The sequence below is a fragment of the Citrobacter sp. Cf118 genome (assembly GCF_030334095.1).
Lineage (GTDB): Bacteria > Pseudomonadota > Gammaproteobacteria > Enterobacterales > Enterobacteriaceae > Citrobacter > Citrobacter freundii.
Genome location: NZ_JAOWES010000087.1, coordinates 310,412 through 324,564, shown reverse-complemented (window position 1 = coordinate 324,564; position 14,153 = coordinate 310,412). Strand labels below are relative to the sequence as shown.

General features: G+C 51.0%; 16 protein-coding genes. 6 read left to right on the top strand and 10 right to left on the bottom strand.

All coding sequences use genetic code 11. The features are described 5' to 3' along the window. Window positions 1-6: 6 nt before the first annotated feature. A complete protein-coding gene (locus tag OGX67_RS16800; RefSeq protein ID WP_003028950.1) occupies window positions 7-342 on the top strand; it encodes a GlpM family protein in 336 nt (111 codons plus the stop codon). On the opposite strand, the gene folM is transcribed toward OGX67_RS16800, so the two are convergent. The 3 genes from folM to ydgH form a co-directional block, all read right to left on the bottom strand. Then, the gene (folM, locus tag OGX67_RS16795; protein WP_016150208.1) at window positions 339-1,061 is read right to left on the bottom strand and encodes a dihydromonapterin reductase; all 723 of its coding nucleotides are present in this window, start codon (window positions 1,059-1,061) and stop codon (window positions 339-341) included. The genes OGX67_RS16800 and folM overlap by 4 nt on opposite strands. Window positions 1,062-1,097: 36 nt before the next feature. After that, the gene (locus tag OGX67_RS16790; RefSeq protein ID WP_257651467.1) at window positions 1,098-2,480 is read right to left on the bottom strand and encodes an amino acid permease; all 1,383 of its coding nucleotides are present in this window, start codon (window positions 2,478-2,480) and stop codon (window positions 1,098-1,100) included. Between the two features lie 245 nt (window positions 2,481-2,725). Beyond that, the gene (gene ydgH / locus OGX67_RS16785) at window positions 2,726-3,670 is read right to left on the bottom strand and encodes a DUF1471 family protein YdgH (protein ID WP_003028946.1); all 945 of its coding nucleotides are present in this window, start codon (window positions 3,668-3,670) and stop codon (window positions 2,726-2,728) included. A 525-nt stretch (window positions 3,671-4,195) separates the two neighbouring features. Between ydgH and pntA the strand changes: the two genes are divergently transcribed. Together pntA and pntB are read left to right on the top strand one after the other, a co-directional pair. After that, window positions 4,196-5,725 (top strand): Re/Si-specific NAD(P)(+) transhydrogenase subunit alpha, encoded by a 1,530-nt coding sequence (pntA, locus tag OGX67_RS16780; protein WP_257651468.1) that lies wholly within the window; start codon window positions 4,196-4,198, stop codon window positions 5,723-5,725. A 10-nt stretch (window positions 5,726-5,735) separates the two neighbouring features. Further along, on the top strand, window positions 5,736-7,124 hold the full coding sequence (gene pntB / locus OGX67_RS16775; RefSeq protein WP_257651469.1) for a Re/Si-specific NAD(P)(+) transhydrogenase subunit beta: 1,389 nt from the start codon (window positions 5,736-5,738) through the stop codon (window positions 7,122-7,124). A gap of 46 nt (window positions 7,125-7,170) precedes the next feature. Here the strand turns inward: pntB and OGX67_RS16770 are convergent, their stop codons facing one another. Then, window positions 7,171-8,205 carry an AI-2E family transporter gene (locus tag OGX67_RS16770; RefSeq protein ID WP_003028941.1) on the bottom strand — a complete coding sequence of 345 codons (1,035 nt, stop codon included), beginning with the start codon at window positions 8,203-8,205 and terminating at the stop codon, window positions 7,171-7,173. Window positions 8,206-8,343: 138 nt separating this feature from the next. On the opposite strand from OGX67_RS16770, the gene OGX67_RS26995 reads away from it, so the two are divergent. The 3 genes from OGX67_RS26995 (at window position 8,344) to mdtI (ending at window position 9,303) form a co-directional block, all read left to right on the top strand. After that, window positions 8,344-8,514 carry a protein YdgV gene (locus OGX67_RS26995; protein ID WP_085951052.1) on the top strand — a complete coding sequence of 57 codons (171 nt, stop codon included), beginning with the start codon at window positions 8,344-8,346 and terminating at the stop codon, window positions 8,512-8,514. A gap of 107 nt (window positions 8,515-8,621) precedes the next feature. Beyond that, on the top strand, window positions 8,622-8,987 hold the full coding sequence (mdtJ, locus tag OGX67_RS16765; protein WP_161799268.1) for a multidrug/spermidine efflux SMR transporter subunit MdtJ: 366 nt from the start codon (window positions 8,622-8,624) through the stop codon (window positions 8,985-8,987). Beyond that, window positions 8,974-9,303, top strand: a complete 330-nt coding sequence (mdtI, locus tag OGX67_RS16760; protein WP_003028939.1) for a multidrug/spermidine efflux SMR transporter subunit MdtI — start codon at window positions 8,974-8,976, stop codon at window positions 9,301-9,303. The genes mdtJ and mdtI overlap by 14 nt, the downstream gene beginning before the upstream one ends. 34 nt (window positions 9,304-9,337) lie before the next feature. On the opposite strand, the gene OGX67_RS16755 is transcribed toward mdtI, so the two are convergent. From OGX67_RS16755 to msrP, 6 genes are all read right to left on the bottom strand, one after another. Continuing rightward, entirely contained in the window at window positions 9,338-10,159 is an 822-nt protein-coding gene (locus OGX67_RS16755) for a trypsin-like serine peptidase (RefSeq protein ID WP_003028938.1), read from the bottom strand. A gap of 100 nt (window positions 10,160-10,259) precedes the next feature. After that, on the bottom strand, window positions 10,260-10,343 hold the full coding sequence (ydgU, locus tag OGX67_RS26990) for a small membrane protein YdgU (protein WP_085954017.1): 84 nt from the start codon (window positions 10,341-10,343) through the stop codon (window positions 10,260-10,262). Between the two features lie 86 nt (window positions 10,344-10,429). Further along, window positions 10,430-10,825 (bottom strand): acid resistance repetitive basic protein Asr, encoded by a 396-nt coding sequence (gene asr / locus OGX67_RS16750; protein ID WP_257651470.1) that lies wholly within the window; start codon window positions 10,823-10,825, stop codon window positions 10,430-10,432. A 137-nt stretch (window positions 10,826-10,962) separates the two neighbouring features. Next, on the bottom strand, window positions 10,963-12,450 hold the full coding sequence (locus tag OGX67_RS16745; RefSeq protein ID WP_110248465.1) for a carboxypeptidase M32: 1,488 nt from the start codon (window positions 12,448-12,450) through the stop codon (window positions 10,963-10,965). 47 nt (window positions 12,451-12,497) lie between these two features. Continuing rightward, complete coding sequence (gene msrQ / locus OGX67_RS16740) at window positions 12,498-13,124, bottom strand: protein-methionine-sulfoxide reductase heme-binding subunit MsrQ (protein WP_204583567.1); 627 nt, start codon at window positions 13,122-13,124, stop codon at window positions 12,498-12,500. After that, window positions 13,124-14,128, bottom strand: a complete 1,005-nt coding sequence (gene msrP / locus OGX67_RS16735; protein ID WP_204583565.1) for a protein-methionine-sulfoxide reductase catalytic subunit MsrP — start codon at window positions 14,126-14,128, stop codon at window positions 13,124-13,126. The genes msrQ and msrP overlap by 1 nt, the downstream gene beginning before the upstream one ends. Window positions 14,129-14,153 lie beyond the last annotated feature (25 nt).

Genomic DNA, 14,153 nt, shown 5'->3' with positions numbered 1-14,153 from the left:
AGAGTGATGGGACTCGTTATAAAAGCGGCGCTCGGTGCGCTGGTGGTGGTGTTGATTGGCTTGCTGGCGAAAACAAAGAATTACTACATTGCCGGATTAATTCCGTTATTCCCGACGTTTGCGTTGATTGCCCACTATATCGTGGCCAGTGAACGCGGGATCGAGGCGTTACGTACAACCATCATATTCAGCATGTGGTCGATTATTCCCTATTTTGTCTACCTCGTTTCACTGTGGTATTTCACCGGATTTATGCGCTTACCCGTTGCGCTCGGCGGATCAGTGGTGTGCTGGGGCCTGAGCGCGTGGTTGCTGATCTTTTGTTGGATCAAACTGCACTAACGCAGATGACGCCCACCATCAAGGGCAAAACTACGTCCGGTGACAAAACAGCTGGTTAACAGATAGTCAATTAAATCAATGACCTCTTTTTCACCTGGCGCGGTTTTCATCAGTGATTTGTTCAGTGCCTGCTGGCGATACTCTGCATCATCACCCTCGTTAAACAGGATAAGTGAAGGGGCAATCGCGTTCACTTTCACTTCCGGTGCCAGTTTGCGCGCGAACGAGCGGGTCATATTATCCAGCGCCGCTTTGCTGGCAGCATAAGCAATGTGCTTGTCGCTGCCGCGTTCCACAACATAATCAGTAAAATGGATTATATCGCTGGCCGCGTGTCCATGACCGCGTAGCAATCCTTCCAGTGCGTGGTTGAGCAGGTAGGGCGTATTGACATGAATCTGCATCATGGCTGACAGCACATCGGTCAGCGGTGTACCAGGCTTTTCTGCAAGCCAGGCACTGGCATTATGCACAATAGCGCGCAAGCCATCCGTCTGAGCTTTGACCTCATCAGCAAAGGCCAGCACGCCTTCATCCGTGGAAAAGTCAGCAGGGATACAAATCGCGCCCGCTTCTCGCAGGCCGTCAATGGCAGGATAGTGCGTACGGTAGCTGACGATAACTGGCTGTTTTTGGTTCAGAAAGTGCCATGCGACGGCGAGGCCGATACGACGACCACCTCCGGTGATAAGAATTGGCAAAGGGTTTTTTTTACCCATCGTAATCTCCATATGTCGCGAACGATGGGTATAACGTTACCCCATCAGCATCCAGGTAGCCGGCACAGCAGCAACAAGCAGCAGGCCGATCAGCGCCATCTCCTGGCGTTTTAATACGTTTTCATGCGCGTGCGTTTTACGGGCATAAAGAAAAACCAGCAGTCCTGGCGCATACAGCACTACGGACAGCAGCAGGTGCATCGGACCTGACGCATACAATAACCATATGCCATAAATACTCGCCCCGATACCGACAGCCTTATGAATCGGACGGGTAGCAATTTTTAACAGAAATGCGCCGACCAGCAAATAGGGCACCAGAATCATCTCTGAGGCGATAGTCAATAACGTATTGTAGTCGGAACCAGTAAGCCAGATCAGCACCAGGCAGAGCTGTACGCAGATGTTGGTCAGCCATAGCGACGCCGATGGCGCGCCTTGCGCGTTCTGTCGCGCAAAAATGCGCGGAAACGCTTTGTGCGTGGAGGCGAGCAACGGCACTTCCGCCGCCATAATCGTCCAGCTTAGATAGGCACCACACACGGAAACAATCAGACCTGCGGCAATAATAATTTCGCCCCATGGTCCCATCATTTTAACCATCAGACCGGCCATTGATGGGTTACGGATCTCCGCCAGTTCGGGACGTGCGACAACGCCCAGAGACAACAGGGTGACCAGCAGGTAAACGCCCAGTGCGGCAAGTACCGCCAGCAGCGTGGCGCGTCCGACATCGCGTTTGTTTCTGGCACGGGCAGAAACCACCACCGCGCCTTCCACACCGATGAATACCCACAAGGTGATGAGCATGGTGTTTTTGACCTGCTCCCAGACGGGAACGCCCAATGCTACGCCGGTAAAATCGAGAGTAAAGGTGTCGAGCTTAAACAGCATGAACGCCAGCACGATAAACAGACCCAGCGGCAGTAATTTCGCCAGCGTCGCGACCAGGTTAATACTGGCTGCCGTTTGTACACCGCGCAGCACAAGGAAGTGTACGATCCACAGCAGCATCGATGCGCCCACAATCGACTGCCAGGTATTACCGTCGCCAAACAGACGTAACTCAGGCGTGTCGGTAAAGAAGCTGAGTGCAGAGAAGACAATGACCAGATACGAAACGTTAGCGATAACGGCACACAGCCAGTATCCCCACGCGGAGCAGAAGCCAATCAGCTCGCCAAAACCTTCACGCGCATAGGTAAAAATACCGCCATCCAGTTCAGGACGGATACGCGTCAGGATCAGCATGGCAAAGGCGAGCAAAAGAATACCCGCACCGGTAATCGCCCAACCAATCAGTAATGCCGCCGGGCTGGCTACTGCCGCCATGTTTTGTGGCAGGCTGAAAACGCCAGCGCCGAGCATTGAGCTTAAAACCAGCGCGGTCAGTGCGCTCAGACCCAATTTCTTTTCCATTTGTATCCAGTTACAAAAACGAGAGTGAGAGAATAATTATTTTGGCAAACCGCATAAAAATGGTGAAAGCCACTAAGGCGCGGGATTTTACGGAGAGAAGAGAACGCATGCAATGGGGATAGAGAGATTTGTGACTAATAGTGTGAAAAGTCGTCTTAATACTGCTGTTTTTGTTTTGTCTGGGAGCAGAACTGCGCGAAATTATCAGGTCTACAAGGACTGTAGACCTGATAATACATTGGGTATTACTTATACAGATCGGCGCTGATTGTCACGTTGTTACCACGTTCTGACCACTGGCGGGTGATGTGATAATACTTCGCGCCTTTTTTCGCAGCGCGTTTTGCTACCTGATAAGAAACTTCCGTCATGTTGCCGTAGTTACCGGTGAACTTGATGCTGTCGAACGGTACCATCATGGCGGCGGTCGCTTTGTTTAGTTCTTCAACTTTGGTTCCATCCGGTAGCGTGACAGTGTAACGTCCGCCTTTGGTGGATTGCGTTTCGAAGAAGCGACCGACTTCAGCACTCGGAGAAGCGGTAGTCGCAACGCCTGGGATCTCAACTTTCTTCGCGGCTTCGCCACCTGCTGCTAATGCGGCGCGTCCGGCATCAGAATCTGCTGGGATTGCATCAGGGCTTTGCACGACGCGTTTTTTCGCATCAGCTTTGTAGATGAATGCGGTAATACGCTGGTTGCCGCCCTGGTTGGCATCGACCTGGCGCACGATATAGAAGGAATATGCACCTTTCTCTCTCGCAGCTTTGGTGATTGCATCGTTTACTTCAGGCTGGCTACGGTAGAAACCCTGTACCGTAACGGTATCGTAAGGTTCAATCAGAACGGCCTGATCTTTAGGCAATTCCATAACGCCGTTAATGATACGGTTTTTTGACGCTTCCGCTTTTTCAGCGTCAGCTTTATAGACGTCGGCAACAACGCGCCAGTTACCGCCGCTGCCAAAATCTGAAGTATCAACAACATAAAAGGAGGCTGCACCGTCTTTATCTGCACGGCGTGATACGGCAGCAACTGCATCACCGATAGCATTAAAACGACCGGTGACCACAATGCGGTCATAGGGTTTCAGGGCAGCCGCTTGCTCCGGCGTCAATTCTGTCGCTGCATTGACAGAAAAAGCAGTCGCAGAAATAAGTGCGGACGCCAGGAGAGTGTTCTTAAGCTTCATAAAAATAATCCTTCGCCTTGCGCAAACCAGGTACTGGTATTGTTATTGACTAGAAACGTCGCTGATTATTGCATTTAAATTGCGTCAGTGTCTGCGTCATTTTTCACTCATCGTGCCACCTGGCTTAACAACATCGATAACATTTAGTGATATGCCGAAAAATTCGGCGTTTGGTGACCAAAACTGATAAAGCAGTTGAATTTCATAAGTTAATTTAATGTTAATCAATTGTTTTTGGTAGGTACGTAATCATGTTTTGCCGCTTCGCTTAAGCGAATTATCAGCCTTTGTGGGCTATTTTTAGGGCATTTTATCTGTCTGAGGTTCGATTCATCTCTATTTTGCGAATTTCATAATAAATACTGTTTTTTGGCGCTAGATCACAGGCGTCATTTTCAGTAGGTTATACAGAGTTTGTTACTGTTTTATTTTATTGAGGTAACACTGACCTCTCTCGAGAGTGCGCGCATGCCTCGTGCGAACATTGATAAACCATCATCATAATTACAGATGGAAGGGAACATTATGCGAATTGGCATACCAAGAGAACGGTTAACCAATGAAACCCGCGTTGCAGCCACGCCGAAGACGGTTGAGCAGCTGCTTAAGTTAGGTTTCAGCGTCGCGGTTGAAAGCGGTGCAGGTCAACTGGCGAGTTTTGACGATAAGGCGTTTGTACAAGCAGGCGCAGAAATTGTTGATGGAAATGCAGTCTGGCAGTCAGAGATCATCCTGAAGGTCAATGCGCCGGAGGAGGCGGAAATTCCGTTACTCAATCCGGGCACGACGCTGGTGAGCTTTCTTTGGCCCGCGCAAAACCCTGAACTGTTGCAAAAGCTTGCAGAGCGAAACGTGACAGTTATGGCGATGGACTCCGTGCCGCGTATTTCGCGCGCACAGTCGCTGGATGCTTTGAGCTCAATGGCGAACATCGCCGGGTATCGCGCTATTGTTGAAGCTGCACATGAATTCGGTCGCTTCTTCACCGGCCAGATCACCGCCGCAGGCAAGGTTCCACCTGCCAAGGTCATGGTGATTGGTGCGGGTGTGGCAGGTCTTGCGGCGATCGGTGCGGCAAACAGCCTGGGCGCTATCGTGCGTGCTTTTGATACCCGTCCGGAAGTGAAGGAACAAGTGCAGAGCATGGGCGCCGAGTTCCTTGAACTGGACTTTAAAGAAGAAGCGGGCAGCGGTGATGGTTATGCCAAAGTGATGTCCGAGGCGTTCATCAAAGCCGAAATGGAACTCTTCGCTGCGCAGGCGAAAGACGTCGACATTATCGTTACCACTGCGCTGATCCCGGGCAAACCGGCCCCGAAACTGATCACCCGTGAAATGGTCGACTCGATGAAAGCGGGCAGCGTAATTGTCGATCTTGCCGCGCAAAACGGCGGTAACTGCGAATATACCGTGCCTAATCAGGTGACAACCACCGAGAACGGGGTGAAGGTTATCGGCTATACCGACCTGCCTGGCCGTTTGCCAACGCAATCTTCCCAGCTTTACGGCACCAACCTCGTCAACCTGCTCAAACTGTTGTGCAAAGAGAAAGACGGCAATATCACCGTCGATTTTGACGATGTGGTTGTTCGCGGTGTCACGGTGGTTCGCGAGGGTGAAATCACCTGGCCTGCGCCACCTATCCAGGTTTCTGCTCAGCCGCAGGCTGCGCCAAAAGCCGCACCTGCACCGAAAGAAGAGAAAAAACCTGTCTCTCCGTGGCGCAAATATGCACTGATGGCGCTGGTGGTGCTTTTGTTTGGCTGGCTCGCCGACGTTGCGCCGAAAGAGTTCCTTGGTCACTTTACGGTGTTCGCGCTTTCCTGCGTGGTGGGTTACTACGTGGTCTGGAATGTGTCACATGCGTTGCATACTCCGTTGATGTCTGTGACTAACGCCATCTCAGGGATTATCGTGGTTGGGGCGTTATTGCAAATTGGCCAGGGTGGCTGGGTGAGTTTCCTGAGCTTTATCGCGGTGCTTATTGCCAGCATTAATATTTTCGGTGGCTTCACCGTGACTCAGCGCATGCTGAAAATGTTCCGGAAAAACTAAGGGGTAACATATGTCTGGAGGATTAGTTACAGCTGCATACATTGTTGCCGCTATCCTGTTTATTTTTAGTCTGGCGGGGCTTTCGAAACACGAAACCTCTCAGCAGGGTAACAACTACGGTATCGCCGGGATGGCGATTGCGCTGATTGCCACGATTTTTGGTCCGGATACCGGCAACGTTGCGTGGATCCTGGTGGCGATGATCATCGGCGGCGCGATTGGTATTCGTCTGGCGAAGAAAGTTGAGATGACCGAGATGCCGGAGCTGGTGGCAATTCTGCACAGCTTCGTTGGTCTGGCAGCGGTACTGGTGGGCTTCAACAGCTACCTGTATCACGACACGGGCCTGGAGCCGATTCTGGTGAACATTCACCTGACGGAAGTGTTCCTGGGTATCTTCATCGGTGCGGTAACCTTTACCGGTTCTGTGGTGGCCTTTGGCAAACTGCGCGGCAAGATCTCCTCTAAACCGCTGATGCTGCCAAATCGTCACAAAATGAATCTGGCGGCGCTGGTTGTTTCTTTCCTGCTGCTGGTGGTGTTTGTCCGTACCGAAAGCGTGGGCCTGCAGGTTCTGGCGCTGCTGGTGATGACCATAATTGCACTGGCTTTTGGCTGGCATCTGGTGGCCTCCATCGGTGGTGCGGATATGCCAGTGGTCGTTTCAATGCTCAACTCCTATTCAGGATGGGCTGCTGCGGCGGCGGGCTTTATGCTGAGCAACGATCTGCTGATCGTTACCGGTGCGCTGGTCGGTTCTTCTGGTGCGATCCTGTCTTACATTATGTGTAAGGCGATGAACCGTTCATTTTTCAGCGTTATTGCAGGTGGCTTTGGTTCTGACGGTTCTTCTTCTGGATCAGATGAAGAAGTCGGTGAGCACCGTGAGATTACTGCGGAAGACACAGCAGAAATGCTGAAGAACTCGCACTCCGTGATCATCACCCCGGGCTACGGCATGGCAGTGGCTCAGGCACAGTATCCGGTCGCGGAAATCACCGAGAAACTGCGCGCACGCGGCATCAAAGTGCGCTTCGGTATTCACCCGGTAGCAGGGCGTTTGCCCGGTCATATGAACGTACTGCTGGCGGAAGCCAAAGTCCCTTATGACATCGTGCTGGAAATGGACGAGATCAACGATGATTTCGCCGATACCGATACCGTGCTGGTGATTGGTGCCAACGATACGGTAAACCCGGCGGCGCAGGATGACCCAAACAGCCCGATCGCCGGTATGCCGGTGCTTGAAGTATGGAAAGCGCAGAACGTCATCGTGTTCAAACGTTCGATGAACACGGGCTATGCTGGTGTGCAGAACCCGCTGTTCTTTAAAGAAAACACCCATATGCTGTTTGGCGATGCCAAAGCCAGCGTGGATGCGATTCTGAAAGCGTTGTAATCGTCAGTGAAAACTAAGACGGCCTCTGCGGAGGCCGTTTTGCATTTTACTCTTTGTTGAGATCGCTCAGTAACACTGCAATGCTTTGACCGCCATTGGTTTGCTCTAGCGCGATTTTCACAATGATGGTTAGCGGAACAGAAAGCAGCATCCCAACAGGGCCGAGCAGCCAGCCCCAGAAGATTAACGACAAAAAAACCACCAGCGTAGACAGTCCAAGTCCACGCCCCATGATCCGCGGCTCGAGGATATTCCCGAATACCAGGTTGATGACCAGATAGCCTGCCAGAACCACCAGCGCATCGTAAAGGCCGCTAAATACCAGCACCTGAGCAATAGGGGGAATGGCCGCCAATACCGAACCGATATTAGGGATGTAGTTCAGGGCGAAGGCCAGTAATCCCCAGACAAAGGCAAAGCGCACATCCAATGCAGCAAGCATGCCCCAGGCGACCAACCCGGTCACAATGCTGATTGCCGTTTTAAGCACCAGATAGTGAGAGACGCTGTCGATGGCGCGTTGAATCGCCGCCATACCTTCAATGGGGCGACTCATCATTTGTTTTAGTTTGTTGGGCAGTTGCGGTACTTCCAGCAGCATAAAAACTACCGTCAGTAGCAGTAAAAAGATCGATGACATAGCATTCGAAAGCTGCGCCAGCAAATTGGTCACCAGCGTCATTGCCGCGTTTGGATCGATATATTTGACTAGCTCATCCACGGAAACGCCGATCCCTGCGCGTTGTAACCATGGTTCAAGATTTTTTAGTGGAATAACCAGTGAAGAGCGATATTGCGGTAGCGTACGCGCAAGCTCATTTAAGGATGTGCCTAAATACGCTAACAGCAGTACCATTAGCATTACAATAATAACGATGAGCAATGACACCGCAAATACGCGCGGTATGCGAAGCTTGACCATCCGCTGCACCACGGGGTTCAGCACAACGGCTATAAATAACGCCAGAATAAAGGGGACGATGATATCTGCGGCAAAGCGAATGCCGCTCAGAATGATAACCAGCATGCCCAGCATAATGACTATTTTTAGACCGTTAAGCGTGATGATCGGTTTCGCCATATGTATTCCTGCGTTTTTGATTTTTGAATCTGAATAATAGTGTGATTTGCGTCGAGCCGTTATAACAAAAATCAAACGGGGCAGGTAAAGAAGTGAAAAGACTTTGAGTTCGTATTGAAGCTATGATACAAATCATCTGTGTTTAACTACCGAGGACAATTATCATCCGCGATGATGAGAAGCAACACTGCGGATAATTGTAATATTATGGACAATATGTTCAGGATGTTTTTGCGTTTACCTTCACTTCTTCGTACCTCTTCCACTTTCTTGCTTGCGGGTGAGCAACACTGGCGCAACGCGCTTTAGTCCCTTCTTCTGCCTGAGCTGGCGCTGTGCGCTGAGCTAACTAATTTTATTTTTTGGTTTACTGCATGCAGTAGGCCCAAAGGACTATATTCTCAAGCAGGAGAAGCATCATGTTTTACTGGATATTATTAGGTCTGGCCATCGCGGCTGAAATTACTGGTACGCTTTCAATGAAATGGGCAAGCGTCGGCCATGGTAATTCGGGCTTTATTTTAATGCTGGTAATGATCGCCTTATCGTATATTTTTCTCAGTTTTGCCGTTAAAAAAATTGCCCTTGGTGTGGCCTATGCCCTGTGGGAAGGGATCGGTATTTTATTTATTACGCTGTTTAGCGTGCTGTTATTTGACGAAACCTTGTCCACATTGAAGGTGGCAGGACTGGCTTCACTGGTGGTCGGCATTGTGCTGATTAAATCCGGCACCCGAAAGCCTGTTAAACCAGGCAAAGAGGTGACCCATGCAACAGTTTGAATGGGTTCACGGTGCCTGGCTGGGTATGGCTATCGTGCTGGAAATCGTCGCTAACGTCTTTTTGAAATTTTCTGATGGTTTTCGCCGCAAGATTTATGGCGTGCTGTCGTTAGCTGCTGTATTAGCGGCCTTTAGCGCGCTGTCGCAAGCGGTAAAAGGTATTGACCTTTCTGTTGCCTACGCCTTGTGGGGCGGATTCGGTATTGCCGCGACGTTAGCGGCAGGTTGGGTGCTGTTTGGTCAGCGCCTGAATAATAAGGGCTGGATCGGCGTGATACTGCTACTGGCCGGAATGATAATGATAAAACTTGCCTGATATCCATGCTGCCCGTTAATGCGGGCAGCATGTGTTATTCCTGCGCTAACGCTTCCAGCTTCTCGCGAAAACCGGTCACGGATATGGCGCGATTATCTGCCCGCCAGCGATCTTTGGCTGCTGGAGCGGAGCTTTGCACACCAATCAACTGCCAGCCAGACTCTGTCTGCAACATCAATGGCGAACCGCTGTCGCCCGGGAGCGTGTCGCACTGGTGTGACAAGACGGTATTCTGCGCCCAGCCGGTCACCACACAATCCTGATGTGTGTACAGGTCGTCCAGATGATCTTCCGGATAGCCCGACTGCGTGACTTTACGATCTGCAGTTTTTAGCGCCGCGGTTAACGCGTCCTTGTCGCCATCAAACAGTGGCAGCGGTGTGATGCCAGACGGCGGATTACGCAGCACCACCAGACCAAAATCCCACGGGGCTGCGGCAGGCGGCACTATCCAGCCATCACCATCGGCTTTTAAACGTTTGGCAAGTGAGGGCGCAACCCGGCCTTCAATGTCGTGGATTTCATAGCGCCAGAGACCCTTTTTAGACACGAAGCGCAATGCGACGGCTTTGTCCGGCTTACCTTTCGGGGGGGTGAGTAAACAGTGTCCGGCCGTCAGGGCCAGATGTGGCGAAATGAGTGTGGCGGTACACAGGTTACCGCTGGCAGTTTCCAGTTGCCCGATAGCGTCCCACGGCGATTGTGTAGGGTCAGTCACCTTTATGCGATCGTCATGACCAAAAAACAGCGTTTTTATATTTTCTGCTTCGGCGCTGTCCGTTGCAGGCTGGTCCGCATGCGCAACGACAGGAAGTAAACAAAGTGAACCCAGTAATACAGCAATGGTTTTATGCATATCACGCTCTGGTGGGGAATTATGATTATTAACAGCAAACCCTCAGTTAATACTATAGACGGGACGACGTGAAAGTGGGAGTAAAATCAGATGACTACATTCAGGCAAGATAAAAACGCATGGCGATGATGGCGCAAATTATCAACGTAATAAGAATTAACTCAAAGCGGTAATGTGACACCATTTTACCCTCCGAAAGGCGGCGCTACATCAGGTCGATCTAGCGCCGTATGCTATGGCGTGGGGGACGCCATAGTGACTACAAATGCGTTATGCTGCAGGTTGAGCTGCTGGTTTAGCAGCGTCGTGTTTTACTGCTTTTTTGGTGTGTTTTTTAGCGGCCTGAGCTTTCTGCTCTGGCGCTTTTTGTTCTGCAGCTGGTTTGGTTGCAGCTTTTTTGGTGTGTTTTTTAGCAGCCTGAGCTTTCTGCTCTGGTGCTTTCTGTTCTACAGCCGGTTTTGTGGTGGATTTTTTAGCGTGTTTCTTGGCAGCCTGTGCTTTCTGCGGCGCTGCTTTGTGCTGTTTTTTATGATGCGTGGTTTTTGCCGGCGCAGCTTTAGTGGTTGCTGCAGCAGCCGGAGCGGTTGTAGCAGTTGTTTCAGCAGCAAATGCAGCAGAAGACAGACCCATAGCAGCGGCAACAACCAGAGCTAATACTTTTTTCATTCTCATACCCTCGATTTGGTTTTTCATTCAACCCCACTGCGGGGCCGTTGAAATAACTATATCGCTGTAATCACAGGGCTTCCGTGAGTCATTGGTATCGGCGTGTAACGATATGTACAATGACTCACGGTATGAGATTACAAATAGCGGGCTTCCAGGTGGGTGCGGAAATAACGGCTGCTAAGCGGCTCTCCGGTGGCCTGGGTAATAAGCTGTTCAGTGGTGAAACGGCTGCCATGCTGCCAGATGTTCTGACGTAACCAGTCAAACAGGGGACCAAACTCACCTTGCGCAATAGACTGATTCAAATCAGGTAATGCGCGGTTAGCGGCACTGAACAACTGCGCCGCATACATAGCGCCCAAGGTATAGGAAGGGAAGTAGCCAAAGCCGCCGTCGGTCCAGTGAATATCCTGCATACAACCGTTACGATAGTTTCCGATCGTTGACAGCCCCAGCCAGGCCTGCATTTTCTCATTCCACAATGCCGGGATATCATCCACTTCAATATCGCCATTAATGAGCGCACGTTCGATTTCATAACGCAGGATCACGTGAGCGGGATAGCTCACCTCGTCGGCATCAACACGGATAAACCCGGGTTTGACCTGCTGGTTCCAGGCGATGAAATTGCTTTCTTCAAATGCAGCCTGATCGCCAAAGTAGCGCGTTACAGCAGGAATTAACCGTGTCAGAAAGGCTTTACTGCGTCCCAGTTGCATCTCAAAGAACAGACTCTGGGACTCATGAATGGCGGTGGAACGTGCCAGAGCGATAGGTTGCCCTGACCAGTTACGCGGAAGATTTTGCTCATAGCGGGCGTGACCGGTTTCATGGATCACGCCAAACAGCGCGCTGAGCAATTCGTTTTCATCATAGCGGGTGGTAATGCGAACATCTTCTGGTACGCCGCCACAGAAGGGATGTGCACTGATATCCAGCCGACCAGCGGTAAAGTCGAAACCTAGCTGTGCCATTGTTTCAAGACCCAACTCTCGCTGTACAGCTGTTGGGAAGGGGCCTACCGGGGCGATGAGCGACTGTTGAGATTGCTTTGCCACTACCTTGTTTAGCAGGTCGGGTAGCCAGGTTTTAACGTCCGCGAAAAGGTCATCCAACTGCGCGCTGGTCATTCCCGGTTCAAAGATGTCCAGTAACGCGTCATACGGCGAACAGCCTTTAGCTTCTGCGCGCAGTCGGGCTTCTTCGCGGCTATACTTCACAACCTCTTTCAGGTTTTCGGAAAATCCTTCCCAGTCATTTGCCGGTCGCTGGCTACGCCAGGCATGCTCGCAGCGGCTTCCCGCAAGTGATTTTGCTTCTACCAACGATTCCGGCAACAAGGATGCCTGGTGATGCAGTCGCGACATTTCGCGCAGGTTCGCCTGTTCTACATCGTTGAGGTCTTCCTGTTGCGCTGCGGAGATCCACCTTGCCACTTTCGGATCGGTTAACAGTTGGTGTTCAAGCACGCTCAGCTCGGCCAGCGCTTCGCCGCGGGCTTTGCTTCCTCCTGACGGCATCATGGTAAACATGTCCCAACTGGCGATTGCCGAGAGGTGGGAGAAGCGAGAGAGCCGCTGGAACGTGCGGGTGAGCTGATGGTAATTATCATTGTTACTCATTTTTTGTTCTCGTTCTGTTTAGGTGTGGTTAAGAAGTTTACCGTGATTCACTCACTTTTCATAAACACACCTTTATACCTGGTTTTTCGTAAAAGCTTTTTATAGCGAAAAGCCAACAGAACCACAAAACAGATGGCGTAGATAATAGGAAGCGGTGATAACACTTTTACCGACCACAGGTAATGCAGCGGTAGCAAAATGGCGGCCAGGTAGACGTAGTTGTGCAATGTTTGCCAGCGTTTGCCCATTTTACGCTGCGCGGCTTGCGTGGAGGTCAACGTCAACAGGAATAAGATAATCCAGCCGGTCATGCCCAGGGTTAGCCATGGGCGTGAAACCAGTTCACGACCCAACAATCCCAGATTTTGTATACCCAGTTCCAGCAGAGCATAGCTGGCCATATGCAGTGTGGCCCATACAAAGCACCATAAACCTAACAACCTCCGGGTACGAAATAACAAAGGCTGCTTTGCATAGCGTGCAAGCGGGGCTACCAGCAGAGTAGCAAGCAAAAACTTTAGCGCGGTAATGCCCGTAAAGTGCTGGATATCTTTTCCCGGGTCGGCACCCAACCCGCCATGCTGCGCGGCCCAAAAGAGCCATAGCAGGGGTAAAAAACCAGCGAGATGCAGCAGCACTTTCAGGCCGGTTATCTGTTTTGCGGTCAACCTCACTAAAAATACTCCCGAAGATCCATACCCCGATATAACGATGCCACCTCATCGGCATAACCATTAAAAGGTAACGTGGGCTGTCGCTGCACATCAAGAATGCCACCCGAACCGATAAACCGTTCAGTAGCCTGAGACCAACGAGGGTGGTCGACCTGCGGATTTACGTTGGCGTAAAAACCGTATTCATTCGGTGCTGACATATTCCAGGTCGTCGGCGGCTGCTCACGCGTCAGCGTAATACTGACTATCGATTTAATGCCCTTGAAGCCGTACTTCCAGGGTACGGTCAAGCGTATCGGCGCCCCATTTTGCGGCGGCAATGCTTTGCCATATACGCCTACGGTCAGCAGTGTTAGCGGATGCATGGCTTCATCCAAACGCAGACCTTCAACATAGGGATATTTTAACCCACCGCCAATGAAGCGATCTTTCTGGCCGGGCATTTCATCAGGGGCGTAGCGAGTTTCAAAGGCGACGTATTTGGCGTGACTGGTTGGCTCAACCAGCGCCAATAATTTATGCAAAGGAAATCCGATCCACGGCACAACCATCGACCATGCTTCAACGCAACGCATCCGGTAAATACGCTCTTCTAACGGAAAGCGAGTGCTCAGCGCATCATGATCCAAGGTTAAAGGTTTGTTGACCTCTCCGTTGATCGTCAATGTCCAGGGATCGGTTTTCAGACTACCGGCATTGGCGGCAGGATCTGCTTTATCCAGACCAAATTCATAGAAATTGTTGTAGCCCGTCACCTTGTCTTCTGGCGTCAGAGACAGGCTGTTTTGCCAGCGCTCGGGCTTTGTAAATTCGAGCGCTTTGCCTGCGGGTGCTGGTGGACGATCGTTGCCTTTAAACCAATCCAACAAATTAGCCCGTGTAGGGGAAGACAGCGTGGCCGCCGCCGCGCCTATCCCAAGTGCTTTGAGGATTTGTCGTCGTTGCATAAAAAAAACTGATTCGGCTGTAACATCAGCTTCCAGAAGTGGACGTTTTTTCTGCATAACTTTTCCTTTTTATTTTCATGTT

Excerpts from the sequence above, each read along its gene's own strand:
- OGX67_RS16800 (WP_003028950.1), top strand. The coding sequence starts at position 7 with ATGGGACTCGTTATAAAAGCGGCGCTCGGTGCGCTGGTGGTGGTGTTG.
- folM (WP_016150208.1), bottom strand. The coding sequence starts at position 1,061 with ATGGGTAAAAAAAACCCTTTGCCAATTCTTATCACCGGAGGTGGTCGT.
- OGX67_RS16790 (WP_257651467.1), bottom strand. The coding sequence starts at position 2,480 with ATGGAAAAGAAATTGGGTCTGAGCGCACTGACCGCGCTGGTTTTAAGC.
- ydgH (WP_003028946.1), bottom strand. The coding sequence starts at position 3,670 with ATGAAGCTTAAGAACACTCTCCTGGCGTCCGCACTTATTTCTGCGACT.
- pntA (WP_257651468.1), top strand. The coding sequence starts at position 4,196 with ATGCGAATTGGCATACCAAGAGAACGGTTAACCAATGAAACCCGCGTT.
- pntB (WP_257651469.1), top strand. The coding sequence starts at position 5,736 with ATGTCTGGAGGATTAGTTACAGCTGCATACATTGTTGCCGCTATCCTG.
- OGX67_RS16770 (WP_003028941.1), bottom strand. The coding sequence starts at position 8,205 with ATGGCGAAACCGATCATCACGCTTAACGGTCTAAAAATAGTCATTATG.
- mdtI (WP_003028939.1), top strand. The coding sequence starts at position 8,974 with ATGCAACAGTTTGAATGGGTTCACGGTGCCTGGCTGGGTATGGCTATC.
- OGX67_RS16755 (WP_003028938.1), bottom strand. The coding sequence starts at position 10,159 with ATGCATAAAACCATTGCTGTATTACTGGGTTCACTTTGTTTACTTCCT.
- ydgU (WP_085954017.1), bottom strand. The coding sequence starts at position 10,343 with ATGGTGTCACATTACCGCTTTGAGTTAATTCTTATTACGTTGATAATT.
- asr (WP_257651470.1), bottom strand. The coding sequence starts at position 10,825 with ATGAAAAAAGTATTAGCTCTGGTTGTTGCCGCTGCTATGGGTCTGTCT.
- OGX67_RS16745 (WP_110248465.1), bottom strand. The coding sequence starts at position 12,450 with ATGAGTAACAATGATAATTACCATCAGCTCACCCGCACGTTCCAGCGG.
- msrP (WP_204583565.1), bottom strand. The coding sequence starts at position 14,128 with ATGCAGAAAAAACGTCCACTTCTGGAAGCTGATGTTACAGCCGAATCA.